The organism is Parabacteroides sp. FAFU027 (genome assembly GCF_022808675.1).
GTDB lineage: Bacteria > Bacteroidota > Bacteroidia > Bacteroidales > UBA7332 > CAXXIC01.
Genome location: NZ_JAKZKV010000014.1, coordinates 57,759 through 75,668, shown reverse-complemented (window position 1 = coordinate 75,668; position 17,910 = coordinate 57,759). Strand labels below are relative to the sequence as shown.

General features: G+C 45.8%; 12 protein-coding genes. 1 reads left to right on the top strand and 11 read right to left on the bottom strand.

Annotation, left to right across the window (positions count from 1 at the left end; translation table 11 throughout):
• Nucleotide 1: 1 nt before the first annotated feature.
• The 6 genes from MLE17_RS16770 to dut form a co-directional block, all read right to left on the bottom strand.
• Nucleotides 2-223 (bottom strand): hypothetical protein, encoded by a 222-nt coding sequence (locus MLE17_RS16770; RefSeq protein WP_243349878.1) that lies wholly within the window; start codon nt 221-223, stop codon nt 2-4.
• Nucleotides 224-579: 356 nt separating this feature from the next.
• A complete protein-coding gene (locus MLE17_RS16765) occupies nt 580-2,154 on the bottom strand; it encodes a peptide MFS transporter (RefSeq protein ID WP_243349877.1) in 1,575 nt (524 codons plus the stop codon).
• 350 nt (nt 2,155-2,504) lie between these two features.
• Nucleotides 2,505-4,004 carry a murein hydrolase activator EnvC family protein gene (locus tag MLE17_RS16760; protein ID WP_243349876.1) on the bottom strand — a complete coding sequence of 500 codons (1,500 nt, stop codon included), beginning with the start codon at nt 4,002-4,004 and terminating at the stop codon, nt 2,505-2,507.
• Nucleotides 4,001-4,792, bottom strand: a complete 792-nt coding sequence (locus MLE17_RS16755) for a DUF4292 domain-containing protein (RefSeq protein WP_243349875.1) — start codon at nt 4,790-4,792, stop codon at nt 4,001-4,003. The genes MLE17_RS16760 and MLE17_RS16755 overlap by 4 nt, the downstream gene beginning before the upstream one ends.
• A gap of 100 nt (nt 4,793-4,892) precedes the next feature.
• Nucleotides 4,893-6,650, bottom strand: coding sequence for a tetratricopeptide repeat protein (locus tag MLE17_RS16750; RefSeq protein ID WP_243349874.1), 1,758 nt, complete (start codon nt 6,648-6,650; stop codon nt 4,893-4,895).
• Nucleotides 6,651-6,657: 7 nt separating this feature from the next.
• A complete protein-coding gene (gene dut / locus MLE17_RS16745; RefSeq protein WP_243349873.1) occupies nt 6,658-7,092 on the bottom strand; it encodes a dUTP diphosphatase in 435 nt (144 codons plus the stop codon).
• Between the two features lie 407 nt (nt 7,093-7,499).
• On the opposite strand from dut, the gene MLE17_RS16740 reads away from it, so the two are divergent.
• A complete protein-coding gene (locus MLE17_RS16740; RefSeq protein ID WP_243349906.1) occupies nt 7,500-8,828 on the top strand; it encodes a deoxyguanosinetriphosphate triphosphohydrolase in 1,329 nt (442 codons plus the stop codon).
• Nucleotides 8,829-9,283: 455 nt separating this feature from the next.
• Here the strand turns inward: MLE17_RS16740 and MLE17_RS16735 are convergent, their stop codons facing one another.
• The 5 genes from MLE17_RS16735 to MLE17_RS16715 form a co-directional block, all read right to left on the bottom strand.
• The gene (locus tag MLE17_RS16735; RefSeq protein ID WP_243349872.1) at nt 9,284-10,273 is read right to left on the bottom strand and encodes a DUF1848 domain-containing protein; all 990 of its coding nucleotides are present in this window, start codon (nt 10,271-10,273) and stop codon (nt 9,284-9,286) included.
• Nucleotides 10,274-10,568: 295 nt separating this feature from the next.
• A complete protein-coding gene (locus MLE17_RS16730) occupies nt 10,569-12,113 on the bottom strand; it encodes a TolC family protein (RefSeq protein WP_243349871.1) in 1,545 nt (514 codons plus the stop codon).
• 21 nt (nt 12,114-12,134) lie between these two features.
• A complete protein-coding gene (locus MLE17_RS16725; protein ID WP_243349870.1) occupies nt 12,135-15,194 on the bottom strand; it encodes an efflux RND transporter permease subunit in 3,060 nt (1,019 codons plus the stop codon).
• Nucleotides 15,191-16,258, bottom strand: a complete 1,068-nt coding sequence (locus MLE17_RS16720) for an efflux RND transporter periplasmic adaptor subunit (RefSeq protein ID WP_243349869.1) — start codon at nt 16,256-16,258, stop codon at nt 15,191-15,193. The genes MLE17_RS16725 and MLE17_RS16720 overlap by 4 nt, the downstream gene beginning before the upstream one ends.
• Nucleotides 16,259-16,763: 505 nt before the next feature.
• Nucleotides 16,764-17,696 carry an RluA family pseudouridine synthase gene (locus MLE17_RS16715; protein WP_243349868.1) on the bottom strand — a complete coding sequence of 311 codons (933 nt, stop codon included), beginning with the start codon at nt 17,694-17,696 and terminating at the stop codon, nt 16,764-16,766.
• Nucleotides 17,697-17,910: the final 214 nt, after the last annotated feature.

Below are 17,910 nucleotides of genomic sequence, written 5' to 3'. Positions count from 1 at the left end.
TTTATTTGATTCTCCGTACCAACGTTCTGTGTCCATCAACTTCCAGATATGTGTATCCATCGTCGTCAATTACAGAGCCGATAGGGAAGCTCTTATTGGTGTAATAGATATCGTAATCCATCTTCTTCCATACCTGGCCATTTTCAAAGACAAACCAGGTATTGGCTACCCAGCCGGAAAACTCATTGATGATGCGGCTTTTAAATAATACATTTGAATTCATAGTCATTTAAAATAAAGGGTTATTCTTGATCTTGTGGAAATGCGCTGCTTTAGAAAACAGGTTAATTACACCGGCAAGCTGCAATTGTTCATTGATGGTTCAGGGTGTGGTGATAATCAGCGCTACGTTCTTCTGCAAAATTGTTTCATCCTCCAAAATTATAAAAATATCAATACAAACAAACTCCGGAAAAAGTTAAAATGCGAAATAATTTGACAATGTGATGTCAAGCGAACGAAGTAGCCAAATAGATAAGGAAATTGGAGAGAGCATGAGAAGTCTTACTATGACATACAAAAAAAGAGACGCCATTTACGGCGTCTCTTCAGTTTCTGTTTTATAGATAAAGAAATGGCTTACTTCACCCCGTGTGATAATCGTTTTAATACCTTTATCAAGGCAAATAGGATTACAGAAGCAATACCTGACATGACGACAAACACCATGAAGAAGTCAAAAAGATTGGTAATCTGGAAGCCCAGGATGTGCTTGATCTTGCCATCCTCGGGATAGAGTCCGCTCAATACTCCGGCAAACTTGTTGGCTGTAGCATTACTCATAAACCATACCCCCATCAGCAGCGATGCAAAGCGGGCAGGAGCCAACTTGTTCACCATCGAAAGCCCGATAGGAGAGAGGCAAAGCTCACCCATCGTGTGAATCAGGTAGAGGCTGGTGAGCCACATCATGCTTACCTTGGTATGATTGTCCACCCCGCGTACTCCCAACGCAATAACAAGGTAACCCATCGAGAGCAGGAAAAGGCCAACCGCTTGTTTGGTCGGAGAGCTGGGCTCCATGTTGCGCCGGTTGAGGAATGTCCATAACATGGCAAACAGGGGGGCCAAAGTGACCACAAAAACAGCGTTGAAGGACTGGAAATAGGCTGCAGGCATTTCCCATCCGAAGATATTCCGGTTGGTCTGCTCATCGGCAAAGAAGGTCAGCGAAGCGCCAGCCTGCTCAAACGCGGCCCAGAAGAAGATCACGAAGAAGGCGATGATGTAAATGACCAGAATACGTGAGCGCTCGATCTTTGTCAATGAGGAGTCAGCAATGATAAAGAGGGGCATCACGATACTGATTCCGTAAATGATGGAACCGATCCAGTCCGCATCATCGAAGAGTTTCACTGTCGGATTACCAAACGAACTCCAGTTGACCGATAGCAGGAATATGATGATAAACATACCGGCAATCGACAGGAATATCTGGGTGAGTAATCCTTTGTCAACAAGTCCTTTGGCTGGAGCGCCTTCTTCTATAGGTTCGGCTTTGGCCTTCTCCGGTTTCAGGCCGATGTGTTCGCCTTCAGGAGTGCACAGGAATCTGTTTTTCAGGAGCTGGAAAATGGTAATACTGATCAGCATTCCCATACCGGCAGAGAAGAAACCCCATTTGAAGTCCTGCGGGTTTCCTGTATTTCCCACAAAGCCACACCACAAAGGCGCGATAGCGGCTCCCAGGTTGATTCCCATATAAAAGATGGTAAAGGCCGAATCTTTCCGGCGATCATGTGGTTCGTAGAGATCTCCCACCATGGTAGAGATATTGGGTTTGAAGAATCCATTGCCCAGGATGAGGGAGCCCAGTCCCAGGAACATCATCATCTTGGCAAAGGCAACCTCTTTGAAATAGATTGCGCTGACAAACATCAGGAACTGTCCGATAGCCATCATCACCCCGCCCCAAAAAATCGAGCGCCGGTTTCCCCAGTAGCGGTCGGCGATATATCCGCCCAACAGTGGCGTCAGATAAACCAATCCGGTATAACTTCCATAGATCTGGGAGGCATACTGCTTGTCAAACATCAAAGCCTGGGTGATGTACAGGATAAAAAGGGCACGCATGCCGTAATAACTGAAGCGTTCCCACATTTCTGTAAAAAACAGAAGATAAAGTCCTTTCGGATGCCTGATTAATGATGCCATATAATGTCTTTTAGTAGTTAATTCCCTTGATGTTTAGCGTGCTTATAAATAAGCTTCGCAAATGATATTTTTTGTGTGAAAGTCCTGTCCTGCTGTGAGGTTAAAGCCTGACGGGCGGATGGTTTTTTCCTTACGCAAATTTAGCATAAAAGCCGGATTAGCGGGTTGTTTGTAAAACAAATTGCGAAAACAGTCTTCGTTTTTGGATATTTGTATAGAAATCAAGGGGATTCAGGATAAAAAGACAAGAAAACGGAGTGAAGAGATGTACAGTAAGATTAGACGATAAATGAAAACACCCCGAAGTTTAGGATCGAACTACGGGGTGTTTTTATTAGTTTGGGAGCGAATCAGAAGTTCACCCAGCCTTCAGGGTTTTGTTTGGTCATCTCTTTCCATACCTGGAAATGAAGGATGGCCTGATTTCCTTCTTCGGCATCAAAGTATATTTTACCGATGGCCTGTTTGGTTCCCACCTGATCTCCGGCTTTTACATATACACGGCTCAGGTTGGAATAGACCGTCAGATAATTACCGTGACGAACAATCACCGAACTATTGTATCCAGGAACCACAAAGACCTTGGTCACCACTCCTTTGAATACACAACGGGCGTCAGCGCCAGCTTCGGAACGAATATCCACACCGTTATTGTTGGTCACTACATGCACAAGATTCTCATGTTGCTGCTGACCGAAATGACCGACAACCGTGTAACGTCCGGTAACCGGAACGGGCAATGAACCCCGGTTTTGCGCGAAATTGCTGGAAAGCGCTTTTTCTTCTTTAGTCATCGCGTAACCTCCTGCAGTTTCGGCTGTACGTTCCTGTGAAGCAGGTTGCGCTGCGGCGGCAGCTTTGGCAGCTTCCAGCTCTTTCTTCTGTTTCTTTTCCTCTTCGACCCGCTTTTTCTCCAGCGCTTTTTTCTCAGCCTTCAGGGCTTCGCGGGCTTTACGGTCTTCTGCCAATTTTTCTGCGGCTGCGATACGGGCCGATTCAGCTGCAAAAGCTTTTCGACGGGCCTCTTCTTCTGCTTTCGCTTTACGCAAGGCTTCTTCAGCTGCCAGACGTTTCTTCCTTTCTGCTTCGGCACGGGCAGCACGACGGGCTTCCTCCTGAGCTTTGCGAATCTCTTCCTGGATGATGCTCTGAATTTGACGGTCCAGGGCAGCAGCAGCCTTTTTCTGCTTTGCAAGGGTCGTTTGCAGTTTTTTCTGCTCCTTTTGCAGGTCACTGACCACCACTTGCTGTTTGCTCTCTTCCTGTTGCAGATTCTGGGTTTCCTGCTGTCTCATGGCCAGCACGGTTCCTTTTTCACTTTTATTATTCTGAAGTTCTATCTTCTTCTGGTTGAGCTCGGTTTGTTTAGTTTTAATCTCTTCACCTTTGAGACGGCTCCATAAGGCGTACTCTTTCAGGTATCGGGCACGACGATAAGCCTGTGAAAAGGAGTTTGCTGAAAGTACGAACATTATCTTCTCATTGGAAGAACGCTTCATGTACATCAACTGCACAGATTTACTGTATTCGCCCTTTTTAAGGTTCAATTCCTTTTCAAGTGCAGCGATTTCGCCCTGAAGAGTCTTTATCTGATTGTCAAGTTCAGCCACCTCAGTCGTCAGCAAATCAATCAGTTTCTTTCTGGAAGCAATCTGTGATTCGATCAAGTGCAGTTTCTGTTCCGATTGGGCAGAGGTTTTGGCTATTGTTTTCAACTGCTTGTTGATTCCTGCAATTTGTTGTATCAACGCCTTCCGCTGGTTCTGCAGCTCTTTGACTTTCGGGCTGTTTTGCGAATAGGCGAAGGAGAATGAAAGCAGGGCGATCAGTACTGAGAGAATATACTTCATAAGTTGGTAAACAATTTAAGAATATCATCAATATCCACGCGGTTGTATCGTGACGGGATATTCAGATCAACGTTAAGTTTTTTGCCAAATTCAACACGGGAGAATTGCATGGTGCTGTTTATTTTTCGCTTGGGAGTCGATATCGTGATTCCCATTTCATGCGGGAAGCTGTAGTCATTTACGGCGTCAAACGAGGAATAAACCCAGTTTAATTTGAATTTGCCGCTTCTGTCCCCCAACACCGTTTGGCTCAGTTGACTGTCGTTGTTTATTTCAAAGAAGCATTCCGGGTCGTCCCGCTGAATGAGTTGCGTATTTTTACCATTCGCTTTCAACGTGAAATCATCCAGGTTTTTGTGGCTAATTTTTTCTTTGGTATTCAGGAAAATGCGGTTGGTCAGCAACGACTGAAGGGTGTAGAAATTGAGTCCCTTTTCTTTCCAGTCTTTTATCCGGGAAAATGAATCGGCAAAATAACGGCGGTTGATGCGGTCAACAGCAATCAGACTGTCGGGGGTAATTCTGACACGAGCCACTTCTATTCCCAGAAAAGCCTTCATTTGAATGTAAATGGCCTGGTCTTTGACAATGCGCAGGTCTCCATTGAGGGAAAATCCTCCGGCATCCAGATTTAACTGCGATGACAGGGTCTGCGCCGGATAATCTTTGTCCAGAAGTTCGGACATCGTTTCTTGAGCAAGGACGGGTTTACCCGCCATCTTTTTTGTTTTACAGGAGGTAAATGCCACGATCAGAAGCAGAACCGATATTATTTTTATTGCTTTCATTTTACTGAAAAATAAGTCTGTAAATAAAATGTGCCGGCTAAAGCTTTTCCGGCTGTTTCTCAATTTGTCTGAAGCGGAACCGCTCTTCTATGTCCGAAGGTTATTTCCCCTCTTCAATATAAGTGCCTGACTCTACCTTTTTGCGGAGAGTTTCCGATTTGTTGCCCATGGATTGCGACATAAGCCATTGTTCGAGCGCCTTATCTTTTTCACCTCCCTTGTAGAGAATGTCGCCGTAGTGTTCAACGATTACATCGCTTTTATCCCCACCGGATTTGAGCGCCTTTTCGATGTAGAATTTGGCCAAAGTATAGTTTTCCTTGACAAAGTAAATCCAGGCGTAGGTATCCAGGTAGGTGCTATTGTTTGGTTCCAGCTCTATGCTTTTACCACTCATTTTTTCGGCTTTGTCCAGCTCTTTTTTGTCGAGGGAAAGGTAGTAAGCGTAGTTGTTGAGCACCACTACATTTTTTTCATTGTATTTAAGTGCGGTTTCGTATGCTTCATAGGCAGCTTGCTTCTTCTCCAGGCGCTGGTAAATGTCTCCCAATTGTCCGTAAAAATCAGAAAGCAGGTTCACATTTTTAGGATCTGTCACCTTGATTCCCTGATTGAAGTTTTCGATTGCTTCATCGAACTTATCAGCCAGATAGTTTCCGATGCCTTTGTAATAATAAAACTCTGAAGCCTCGGGGAAGTAGGTAATTGCTTTTGTACAGACTTCAACGACTGATTTGTAATCGTTCAGTTGCAGGTTTATATTCAGTAATTGCTTCCAGATGTTGGCATTGGTCGGAGCCAGTCCAACTGCAAACTGAAGTTTTTCACGCGCCTCTTCCGGTTTCTTCTGGGAAAGCAGATATTCGGCATAAAGTTGGTAGAAGCTATCCTCCTGCGGGTGTTCCTCGATGAGGGCATTGAAGAGTGATTTGATATTTTCTGCCTCTTCCGGCTTTTCCAAACGGGTGGAAAGGTATCCGGTCAGGATTCGGTTCTTTGTTTCGATGTCGGTTGAGGGATTAACCAGTGCATCCCGGATCAAACGGTCTGCTTCGGTTTTATTTCCTGTTTTTTCGTAGTAGTTGGCCAGTGAAACGGAAATATATCCATTATCGGGATCCTGTGTTTTGGCCAGTTGGTACTGCTTGAAAGCTTCCTGCGTCTGGTTATTTTCCAGATACATGTCTCCCAGCAATATTTTGTAGCGAACGTCCTTGGGGAAACCGGCAATCAGCTTTTCGATTTCGGCAAAGGCTTTCTTATTTTCCTTCAGAGTGGCATACAAGCGGAATTTCTCGATGCTGAGTTCTTCACTCAACCCTTCTTTCTTTTCCAGATTGTCAAGCACCTCGATGGCCTGGCGGTATTGCTTATTCTGTGCGTAAATCTCCGACAGGGAATAATTCAGCTCCGGCTTGTCTTTGTAGGTATTTACCAGTTTGGTAAACGCCTTGATGGACTCCTCGTTCATGTTCAGGTTTTGCGCCAGGTTGGCAAACGAGAAAAGGTACCAATAGTTGTCAGGAGCCAGTTGCGAAGCCTTCCGAACCAGGTCCACCGCCTCAGCCGGATTATTCATCTTCAGATAACCGTCAGCCAGTTCGTAACAAACGATGGCGCTGGTGCTATCTATTTCGTAGCAATGCTTGAAGAGGTCGAAAGCCGCATCAATATGTTGCAGGTACTTCTGCTTTTCGGCTTCCAGGAAAAAGTATTGGAACTTCCGCTGTTGCTCAACGCTCAGGGAAGCCTGAGCCGGTTCTGCCTGAAGCAGATTTTTATTTTTGCGTGCAGCGCTCACCGGTAACGCGGTAACGACCAGTAACCAAAATGCGACGCGGGAGATTTTTCTATGCATAATCAACTTATTTTCTGCCGGTATGTCCAAAGCCACCTTCGCCTCGGGCACTCTCCTGCAGCAATTCGGTTTCCATCCATTCTACCTGTTCGTGAGCAGCCACCACCATCTGGCAGATGCGCTCCCCGTCATTGATGATAAACTCTTCCTGGGAAAGGTTAATCAGGATAACCCCGATTTCACCGCGATAATCGGCGTCAATCGTGCCCGGAGAGTTGAGGACAGTAATGCCTTTTTTCAATGCCAGACCACTGCGTGGGCGAATCTGTGCTTCATAGCCGATAGGCAACTCAATGAAAAGTCCGGTAGGGATAAGTTTACGTTCAAGAGGCTTCAGTGAAACCGGTTCGTCCAGATTGGCGCGCAAGTCCATTCCGGCAGCATGTGCGGTTGCATATTCAGGGAGTTCGTGTTTCGATTTATTGATGATTTTTACTTGCATAATGAATTAAAATTGGTAGTAAACAAAGAGGAAACCGCTTTTAAAAGGAGTCTGTTCCAGTTGCGCAAAGATAGCACAAAATGACAAACCGATACGATAAAATATTGCAATATAGCCCACTGTCGTAAATTTCGGGCCGGTGTTTTACGGCTGAATATCTTTTGCGTAACTTTAGAGCCTGTTTAAATTTTACCGAAACAATTTCATAAAGGAGAAGAGTCTCCTTTCTTTGCACCTTTTTTAGTCTCTTACGGGCATATTTTTCACTTTTCCCCCTTGATTTAGCCCGCTAAATCAGCTGGATAAAAGCAAAAAATCTACTCCGAAATAGTCCTAAAAAAGATGAGCAATAAAATTTAAACAGGCTCTTAAACCTGCAAACTATAACCATACAGCCTATGGATAAAATGAACTGGGGGAATCTGCTTTCCTCCAAACGCTTTGGATTAGAAGCATTAAGCGAAAATAAAAAGCACGACCGCACCGAGTTTCAGCGAGATTTTGACCGCCTGATTTTCTCGGCGCCTTTCCGTCGTCTGCAAAATAAGACTCAGGTATTTCCCCTGCCGGGAAGCGTATTTGTTCACAACCGCCTTACCCATAGCCTGGAGGTTTCCAGTGTGGGGCGCTCTTTGGGCGCAAATGTCGGGAAGGTATTGAAGGATAAATACAAAGATGAGGAGTGGCGGAAGATGTTCTACGAATGTGGTTCCATCGTGGCCGCTGCCTGTCTGGCGCACGATCTGGGAAATCCGCCTTTCGGACATTCGGGCGAGAAAGCCATCGGCACTTACTTCTCAGAAGGCAACGGGCGTAAATTTGAAGATATTGTGAGTGATGACGAATGGCAGGATTTTATCCATTTCGAAGGGAATGCCAACTCTTTCAGGTTGTTGGCACACCAGTTTGTCGGCCGTCGCAAAGGGGGATTTGCATTGACCTACGCCACATTGGCTTCGATTATCAAATACCCGTACCCATCGTCGCTTTCCGGCGAAAAAGGTAAATTCGGATTTTTCCAAAGTGAAAAAGAGTCTTTTCAATCCATCGCCGAACAACTTGGGCTGTTGAAAAGAGAAGGCCAAAACCTGAAATATTGCCGTCACCCGCTGGTTTATCTGGTGGAGGCGGCTGATGATATCTGCTATCAGGTGATGGATATTGAAGATGCGCACAAGCTCAAAATCCTGACTACCCGCGAAACCATTGATCTGCTGACCGGATTCTTCTCCGGCAAACGCCTCGACAGCATTCACAAGACGATGAGTATGGTGGATGACGTTAACGAACAGGTGGCTTACCTGCGTTCCTGTGTGATTGGGCTGCTGGTGGACGAATGTTCCCGCTTCTTTATCGAGCACGAGGAGACGATTCTGCAGGGAAAGCTGGTCGGAGAATTGATTGACAACATATCGGACCATTCTTCCAAAGCCTATCAGGATTGCAGCGAACTGGCTTTTGCCCGTATCTACCGCTCTTCGGATGTGCTGGATATCGAGCTCGCCGGTTACCAGATTATTTCCACGTTGCTTGACAAACTGCTTTACGCCGTATTCAATCCCAACGAAGCTTACTCGAAACTCTTCCTGAATCGCGTGCCCATGCAGTACGATATGGGTGCCGAAACCGCTTATGGAAAAATTCAGGCTGTACTTGATTATATTTCCGGAATGACGGATGTGTATGCGCTTGACCTTTACCGGAAGATTAATGGTATGAGTCTGCCGGTGTTGTAATTCAGGATATTATTATAACGACCGACTCTCTATGAACGAGTCGGTCGAGTCTCGATTTGAGCTTTAGCTCATAGAAATTGTGTAAAAACACTCAAAAATCTCAAGTCTTCTTGCCTGTTCGACCCCCAACCCCCAAAATGGGGGCTTTGCAGTAGCAAAAACAGGTAAATCAGCACATTTATTGACTGATTTATCCAGAATATGGTCTTGTTTGCACCCGACCTCCCCACTTTGGGGAGGTCGGGTGGGGTCGGGTGTTAGTTTTTACATAGTCTCTCATAGAGAAAGGCTCAATAACAGACATTCATAATCTTTGAAATTTCCTGCGCAAAGAAATTATTTTCCTGCGCAGAAAAATAAAACGGATGCGCAGGGAATATTTTTTTCTGCGCATCCGTTTTTTGTTAGATATTGAAATAAGCAGATAGATTAGCGTTACGAAGAAGAGAGTTATTTTACAATAGGTTTTGTGGGATTTTGATAAACCTGCTGTTCGCATAGCAATACACACAATTGTGCGGGCATGTATCATACGCCCCGATGTCTTTGCTCAGAATGCATCCACAGGAAGAACGCTGACCCTTATCCTTTAGCCGGGCAAAGTCAATCGTGATGGTTGCCGGATTATCATTCATCTGTTGGAAAATATTTCCGGTTGGAGCAACACCGATAAAATCCATCAGTGCCCGGTCATGGCTGAACAGGCGGGCAATCAGTTGCGGGTCTATACAACTGTTGTGGCTGATGCCGTACGATTCGAGAGCAATGGGTTCGGAACAAGTGAACAGTTGGAGATTCCACTTCTGATTGAGTTGTGCCAGTCCCTGTGCAAATTCCCGCATCAACGGTTCGTCAAAATCGCGGTAGTTTATCTGATTTCGTTGCAGATTAGACTTTACCTTTCTGTAAATCTCAATGTCGGCAAAGCTGAAGACCAGCCTTTCTGTATAAGGGAAAATGCGGTTGCCGACGTTTTCTACCTTCCGCAGCAACTCATTCACACCAATCTTATCGGTCAATATCAATGGGTCAAAACGCCAGATGACCTTCTCTTTCCCGATTCGTTTGGATAACTGAATGAAGGTATCTATCCTCTCAGAGAGTGGCGGTACATTCAGTTCCAGTCCGTCGTTTTCGTAATCATTCAGGGTAAACTGGAAATAGAAGTTGGGGATAACAGCTTCAATCCTATCAAGCAGCGGAATCAACGGTTTGGGATTCTTTGTCCAGAACACAATCAGCCTGCTTTGGGTAAAGGAGACGTAACTTTCCTTGTTGTTGAAAGGATTGCGCCACGCCGTATATCCTTGCTCCAGACGCTTCACCAACCAATCGGCGTAAAAGGCCGGAATGTCGGTCGCCCGGCTGGCGGAAATAATCAAGGGAGCCTGAGCTGGGACTGTTTCGCCAGATGGTAGAGTTATGTTAATCTTAGCGTGTTGCATTTACCTGAAGTGTAAAAAGAAAGGATTGTGAGGCTTTATGTTCGCTGAGACAGTTCCATAAACAGTCTCAATCTGTTGCTATTCGAACGGTTTCAGTGGTCATTCTGAAAGATAGATTAGACATTCTGAAGAACTAAGTGAATATTCTGAAGGCTTCAGTAGATATTCTGAAAGGCTCAATGATCGTTCTGAAGGCTTTAGTCGGCATTCTGAAAACTACAATGGACATTCTGAAGGCTTTAACTGTGCTTCTGAAAGATTAAGTAGGAATTTTGAAAAAGCCACCAATCTAATGCTAGAGCTCCGCCAGCAACTGTTTCAACTTAGCTTCAGCGATTTTGAGGCTGTACTGGAAGTTGGTCAGGCGGGTGCTCGATTGCACGTAACTCTCCTGCGCCTGATGTACTTCGAGCGAGGTGGTTTGTCCCAGACGAAGGCGTTCCAAACTAATATCGAGATTCTCTTTGGTCAGCAGGTTATTTTCCTGTTCGATTTGCAGCAACTCTTTCTGCCGGTCAAACTCATTCAGCGCATTCAATAAATCGGCTTCGACTTGTCTTTTGGAATCTTCAAGCGTGTATTTAGCCGATTCGATATCCAGTTTTGCCTGATTGATTTTACGCTTGTTCTCCCCTCCGGTAAATAAGGGCACAGAGAGCGTACCTCCGATTTGCGGACCAAAGGTGCGGTTTTTCAGAATACTTCCGGCTGAGTTATCGGTCAGGGAAAAGTAATAGCCGGTACGCAGGTTAAACTGTGGAAGCACGGCGCTTTTGTTTTCCTTCAGGGCCAGCCTGGAGATTTCAATCTGCTTCTGATTTCCCAGGACGGAAGGGTTGATTTCGAAAATCCGTTGAGCCAGCTTATCCCGTTCAGGCTGGTAGTTTTGCGGGATATTTTCCTCTACCTCATAAGCGATTTCTGCATTCTCACCCAATAAAACTTTCAAGGTCCGTTTGGTGGCGTCAATGACAATCTGTTGGTTCACCGCATTTTCCGTGTAAACATTCAGGTCAATCTTTGCCTGAAGCAAATCGGTCTTAGCTGAAGCGCCGGAGGTGAAAGCCGTTTGTGCAATCTTCACCCGCTCCCGGTTGAAGTTGATGGCCTCGTTGATGGCCTTGAGCTGTTGCTTTTGGCGCACCACGTCGTAATAGGCAGCAATGATATTGTAAACGGTCTGCTGCACTTGCTCCTGAAAGCGGATTTTACCCATCGCTTCGATTTCGTTGAGCTTCTTGTGGGTGACAAACATCTTGCCACCGTCAAAGAGTTTCCAGTTCAGCTCCACATTGGTGGAGAGGCTTTGGGCGGTGAGTGACGGGTAGTGGGTTTCACCTGAAGTGGCACTCTTCTGGTTCACATCATTAAACTGGATTCCGCCGGTGCCGTTGAGGGATACATTAGGAAGCATACCCGCGTTGCCCAATGTGTTGTTAATTCTACCCGCCTCTTCGTTGTTGCGGGCAATCTGAATGTTGTAGTTATTCTTCAACGCCCGGCTGATGGCATCGTCGATGGTCAGGAGTTGCTGGGCGGAGAGGGTAGAGTTTATGAAAAGTATGATAAGAAGAAACGCGTACTTAAATGTTTTTGTTGGTTTATAAATTCCCCTGAAATAGTTTGATAAGCTTTTAACAACCGCCCCTAAATCCCCTAAAGGGGACTTAAAGAGAGTGCTAAAAATAGAAATAGTCCCGTAATCAAACCTCCTGTTTTCGCTGCTTAACTCATATTTTCTGCTGCTGCAAAAGTCCCCTTTAGAGGAATCGATAGATCGGCGAAGCCAATTAGGGGTAGCAAACAGGGAATAGGGTGTAATATTATATGATTTGCTCATAGCTTCTTTTCGTTAGATTTATTATTCGCTAATAACCTCCTGATGGGCCACCTTTTTTCCTGACATCAAAATATACATCACCGGAATGACAAACAGGGTCAGGATTAACGACAGCATCAATCCGCCTACGACGACTGTTCCCAAAGGCATGCGGCTCTGAGCTCCGGCTCCCAGTGCGAAGGCAATCGGCAATGCTCCGAAAATGGTAGCCAGTGAGGTCATAAGGATAGGACGAAGACGGGCAACAGCCGCTTCAAATGCGGCTATCTTTTTGGTCATACCTGCTTTGCGTTTCTGGTTGGCAAACTCCACAATCAGGATACCGTTTTTGGTCACGATACCGATTAGCAGAATCATTCCGATTTCGGAGAAGATATTCAAAGTTTGTCCGCACACCCAGAGGGAAAGCATTGCACCGGCAATCGCCATCGGCACGGTAAGCATGATGATAAGCGGATCGCGGAAACTCTCAAACTGTGCCGCCAAAATGAGGTAAATCAGTAACAAGGCCAGAATCAGAGCGAATGAAATATTCGAACTACTTTCGGCAAAGTCTCTTGACGGTCCACTTAATGCCGTATTGAATGAGCTATCCAGTAACTTATTAGCAATGCGCTGCATCTCTTCGATACCTTCACCCAACGTCTTCCCTTTGGCCGGGTTGGCCGATATGGTCGCCGATTTGTAGCGGTTGTAATGGTAAAGAGTAGGAGGGGTACTGTTTTCATCCATCTTGATAAGATTATCCAGTTGCACCATATCACCGTTGATATTACGAACATAAAGTTTAGAGATGTCTGTCGGTTGGTTGCGGTCCTCGCGGTCAATCTGGCCGATCACATAATACTGTTTATTGTTGCGCAGGAAATAGCCGTAGCGGCTACCACTGAAAGCGTTATTAAGTGCATCGGTGACATCTTTTTCGTTTACTCCCATGCTGGTGGCTTTGAGCCTGTCAACGGTAAGGTTCAATTCCGGTTTGTTGAATTTCAAATCAACATCCACATTGCTAAATACCGGACTGTTTTGAGCCTCTTCCAGAAACTTCGGCAACACTTCATGCAATTTGTCAAAATCCAGATTCTGGATCACAAACTGCACCGGAAGGCCTCTTGAAAATGAAGTGGCAATGGTAGGTTCCTGGCTGGCTATGATACGTGCATCAGGTACTTTCTTGTAAACGTTTGAAATCTTGTCAAATATTTCCTGCTGCGACCGTTTTCTTTCTTTGGGGTCAGATAGGAAATTCAAAATAAAGCTGCTGTTTGCACTGGATCCGGTTCCGTAACGGGCAAGTACATAGTTTGCTTCCGGAACAGAATCCTGAAGCATGCGGGCAACCCTATCCGTAATGAATTTATTCGCATCAAACTGTGTTCCTTCAGGAGAAGTAATTGCGGTCCTTATAAAGCTATGGTCTTCGAGAGGTGCCAGTTCCGATTTTAATGTTTTAGCAAAAATGACAATCAGAGCGATACAGACCAGTAATATTATAATGGAAATCCATTTGTTGGAAATGAAATAGCTCAACCTGCGGCGGTAGCCATTCTCAAGTGCAACGAAATATTTTTCCGTTGAAAGATAAAAACGGTTGTGATGTGATGCCGAACCACCCAGCTTCACGTTAAGTACAGGTGTGAGAGTAAGCGAAACAAAGGCGGAAATCAACACCGCAAAAGCCACTACGATCCCGAATTCCCGGAATAGACGACCGGTAAAACCCTCTAGGAAAATAACCGGTATAAATACAATGGCCAGTGTTAGCGAGGTGGAAACTACGGCAAAGAAAATCTCACGGGTTCCTTCGAATGCAGCCTTCCATTTGTCCATCCCCCGTTCAATGCGTTTATAGATGTTTTCGGTCACTACTATACCGTCATCCACCACCAGGCCGGTCGCGAGGACAATCCCGAGTAGAGTCAGTACATTGATGGAAAATCCGAAGATATACATGATGAAGAAAGTCCCGATCAGTGAGACAGGAATGTCAATCAGGGGGCGTAGCGCAATTACCCAGTTGCGGAAAAAGAGGAAGATAATGATAACCACCAGAGAAATCGCAATAAGCAAAGTCTCGACCACATCGTCTACCGATTGGCGGATAAACTTCGTCTTGTCACGGCCGATATACAAACTTACCCCTTTGGGTAGATTGTGATTGATTTGGTCCAGACGTTTATAAAACTCATCTGCAATTTGGATTGCATTGGCTCCCGGAAGAGGAAGAATAGCCAATACCACGCCTGTTTTTCCATTAATGGTTGCTCCGGACTCCTCATCCTGTGGCCCGAGTATCGCTTCGCCGACATCCCTTAAACGTATAACCTGATTGTTTGTCTGTTTGATAATCAGATTGTTGAAGTCGTCTTCGCTGGTAAGTCTGCCTTTGGTTTTGACTGTGAGTTCAGTTGTATTTCCCCTGATTTTCCCTCCTGGCGATTCTACATTTTCTTTCTGCAATGCCGTTTTTACGTCGCCGGCAATCAGGTTATATGCAGCGAGTTTACCGGGATTAAGCCACAGACGCATGGCCGGACGCTGTTGTCCGTAAATGTTTACGGAGCTAATCCCGGGAATGGTTTGGAATCTTTCCTGCAAGATATTTTCCGCATATTCGCTCAGTTGTACCGCATTCATAGTGCTGCTTTGAGCGACGAGCATAATGATCGGGTCGCTGTTGGCATCAGCCTTGGTTACTACCGGAGGTGCATCGATGTCAACCGGCAGGTTTCGCATGGCCTGGGAGGTTTTATCACGAACGTCATTGGCTGCCTTTTCCAGGTCCGCACCGAGGTCAAATTCCACAGTGATGGTACTGCTTCCTACTGAGGACGATGAGGTTACAGATTTTACCCCTTCGATCCCGTTAATAGCCTTCTCAATCGGTTCGGTGATTTGGGACTCGATGATTTCAGCATTGGCCCCGGTGTAGGAGGTCTGTACGGTAATAATGGGCGGGTCGATATTGGGATATTGGCGTACACCCAGAAAGTTGTATCCCACTATCCCGAGCAATATAATGATCAGGCTCATTACGATAGAGCCAATCGGGCGCTTAAGCGCGAGGTCAGAAAGCATCATAGCGCACCGGTTTTTACATTAGCGAATTTGATATCGTCACCCTCTTTCAGGAACAGGATACCGTTGGTAATCACCGTATCGCCCGGCTGAATGCCTTCCGTGATTTCGATGGAAGAAACCTGACGAATTCCGGTTTTTACCGTAACGAAATGGGCTTTGCCGCCCTGTGCGATAATTATGCTTTTGTTTCTTTCTTTGGGAATGATGGCTTGGGTAGGAATGAGCAGGGCTTCGTCGTTTTTACCCATGGTCAGTTTTACATTGGCAAATGCACCGGGAATCAGTTCGTCGGATTTGCTGTTGACCACGGCGCGCACCTTCATGTTGCGGGTGTTCATGTCAATTTCCCGTTCAGAGGCGATGACCGACGCATCGTAGAGATGGTCGCTGTTATAGAGACTGAACTTCACATTCATGCCCGGATGGATGGTGCTGCTGTATTTTTCAGGGACGCTAAAGTCGAGCTTGATTTTATCTTCACGGCGAATGGTTGCCAATGACGTTGAGGGGGTAATCTGAGCTCCGATGCTAATCTGGCGTAACCCGATTACACCGTCGAAGGGTGCCCGCACTTCCGTTTTCCGAATCAACACTTTTTGTACTTCGATTTCAGCTTTGAGGGCATCAATTTGCAGCACGGTCTGGTCGAAGTCATTCTGACTGATACCGCTTATTTTTAAGAGTTGCGATTGGCGGTTGTAGATTTGTTTCTGGAGGGCGAGTTGTGATTGCAGTTTTTTGAGACCGGCCTGCAGGTCATCATCGTAAAGTTTTACCAGCAGGGTGCCGGCCTTCACGAATTTACCTTCGGGCAGATTGAGTTTCACTACCCGACCGGCGGTTTCGTTTTTGAGTTCCACCTCTTCCATCGCCACCAGCGAACCTGAAACTGAGATGTCGTTGATTAGCCGGGTCGGAGAAACCACGTAAGCATCCACCTTCGTGGATTTGCCTTTCTTCTTTTCGTCTTTCTTCTTCTCTTCCGATTTATTGTTGTGAAGCCCCAGGGCGATGATACCGCCCACGGCTGCGATAGAAATAATTGCCGTTATACCTTTCTTCATTGTGGAAAATATTTTGGAGTAATAACCTGTAAATGCTACGTTCGGCAAAGATAAAACATAAAGAATCGCAAAGAGTTGACAACCAGAATAAATCTGCACGACTCTTTGCGATTCTGTGCTATTTTGCGCAAAGCTTTTTTAGGACGGCCCGCAAATATGAAAGTTTAACCCCCAAAACGGTATTTAGGGCTCTTTAGGATTGGTGTTTATTTATGTTTCACGATGAAAGGGGAGGAGGGTATCACAGAGATTCACAGAGTGGGGATATCCATTCTGTGGTTCTCTTCCAATAGGCCAATCCGGCAAGCGCCTTAGAGCCGCTGCCCGGTGTTGAGCGCAAGCGTTCAGCGGCTTCAGGCCGCTTGACGCGTAAAAACCAGAGACCTAAGATAGATTAAACGCAAAGAACCACAGAGTACGTGTATCATAACTCTGTGGTTCTCTGAGGTAAAGTTCAAAGTGTAGCATCGTCTCCTTCCCTTTGGGGAGGCTGGGTGGGGTTGCTTTATTTCTTATTCACTCGGCGAATATTCACATCGCTTTTCTCAGCACCAAATACCGCTGTGAACTTTTTCGGAATTGGTGTTGAAAACTCCAGTAACTGATTGGTTATCGGGTGGATAAACGATAGCTCCATCGCGTGAAGTCCTACGCGGCGGATTGGATTATGCGTAGCGCCATATTTCTTGTCACCTACTACCGGGTGGCCAATGCTTTGCATGTGTACACGGATCTGGTTTTTACGACCGGTCTCCAGGTCAAGTGCAAGCAGGGAATAGTATCGGTTATTTTTGAGTACGCGGTAGTTCGTGACGGCCTTCTGTCCGCCATTGTCGATCGGAGAGGAGTGAACCACGAAGGTTTTTCCCTCTTTAAGCCACGACACGATGGTGTCCTGCGGCTGGTTGACTTGTCCTTCTACCAATGCCACATACGAACGGGCACGCACCGAACGGTCCCAGTGATGTTGCAGCATGCCCTGGGTCTCCTGGTCTTTGGCAAACATCATCAGACCGGAAGTTTCGCGGTCAAGACGGTGAAGCACAAAGATGCGGTTCTGCGAATGTTTCTCCTTCACATATTCGCTCAGGATGCTATACGCCGTACCGCGTTTTTCAGTTTCAGTAGCGATGGAGAGTACGCCCGGATCCTTGTCAATCACGATCACGTACTTGTCTTCGTAAACGATACGTAATCCGATCAGCTTCTTCTCTTCGTGGCGAACAGTTGTCACCTTCACGATATCACCCTGATTGAGTGGGTGGTTGTATTGTGATACCACTTTGTTGCCCACCTTGATCTGTTTGTGGGTCAGCAACGATTTGATGGAGTTGCGGCTTTTGCCATGGATTTTCTCGATCAGAAAGTTGAGCAGTTCAGTCGGTTGTGTAACCTGGAAGGTCAGGTCTTTATTTTCTTTTTTAGGCGGTTGCTTCATAGGCGTAAATGCGATGATACAGGAAACTAGTTCCTTGTCATTTAGTTTGTTGTGAATCTATATTTTTTACAAAGGTAGCGATAAATGGCTGTAAATCCTAATGCCGGGCGGTGTGTGGCGAGTTTCAATTGGGTGTTGGAGAACATCCCAATATCGGCGCTTAATCCGAATGATTGAATAGTATATTGTTGTAAAATACTATCTGGTAATTTGG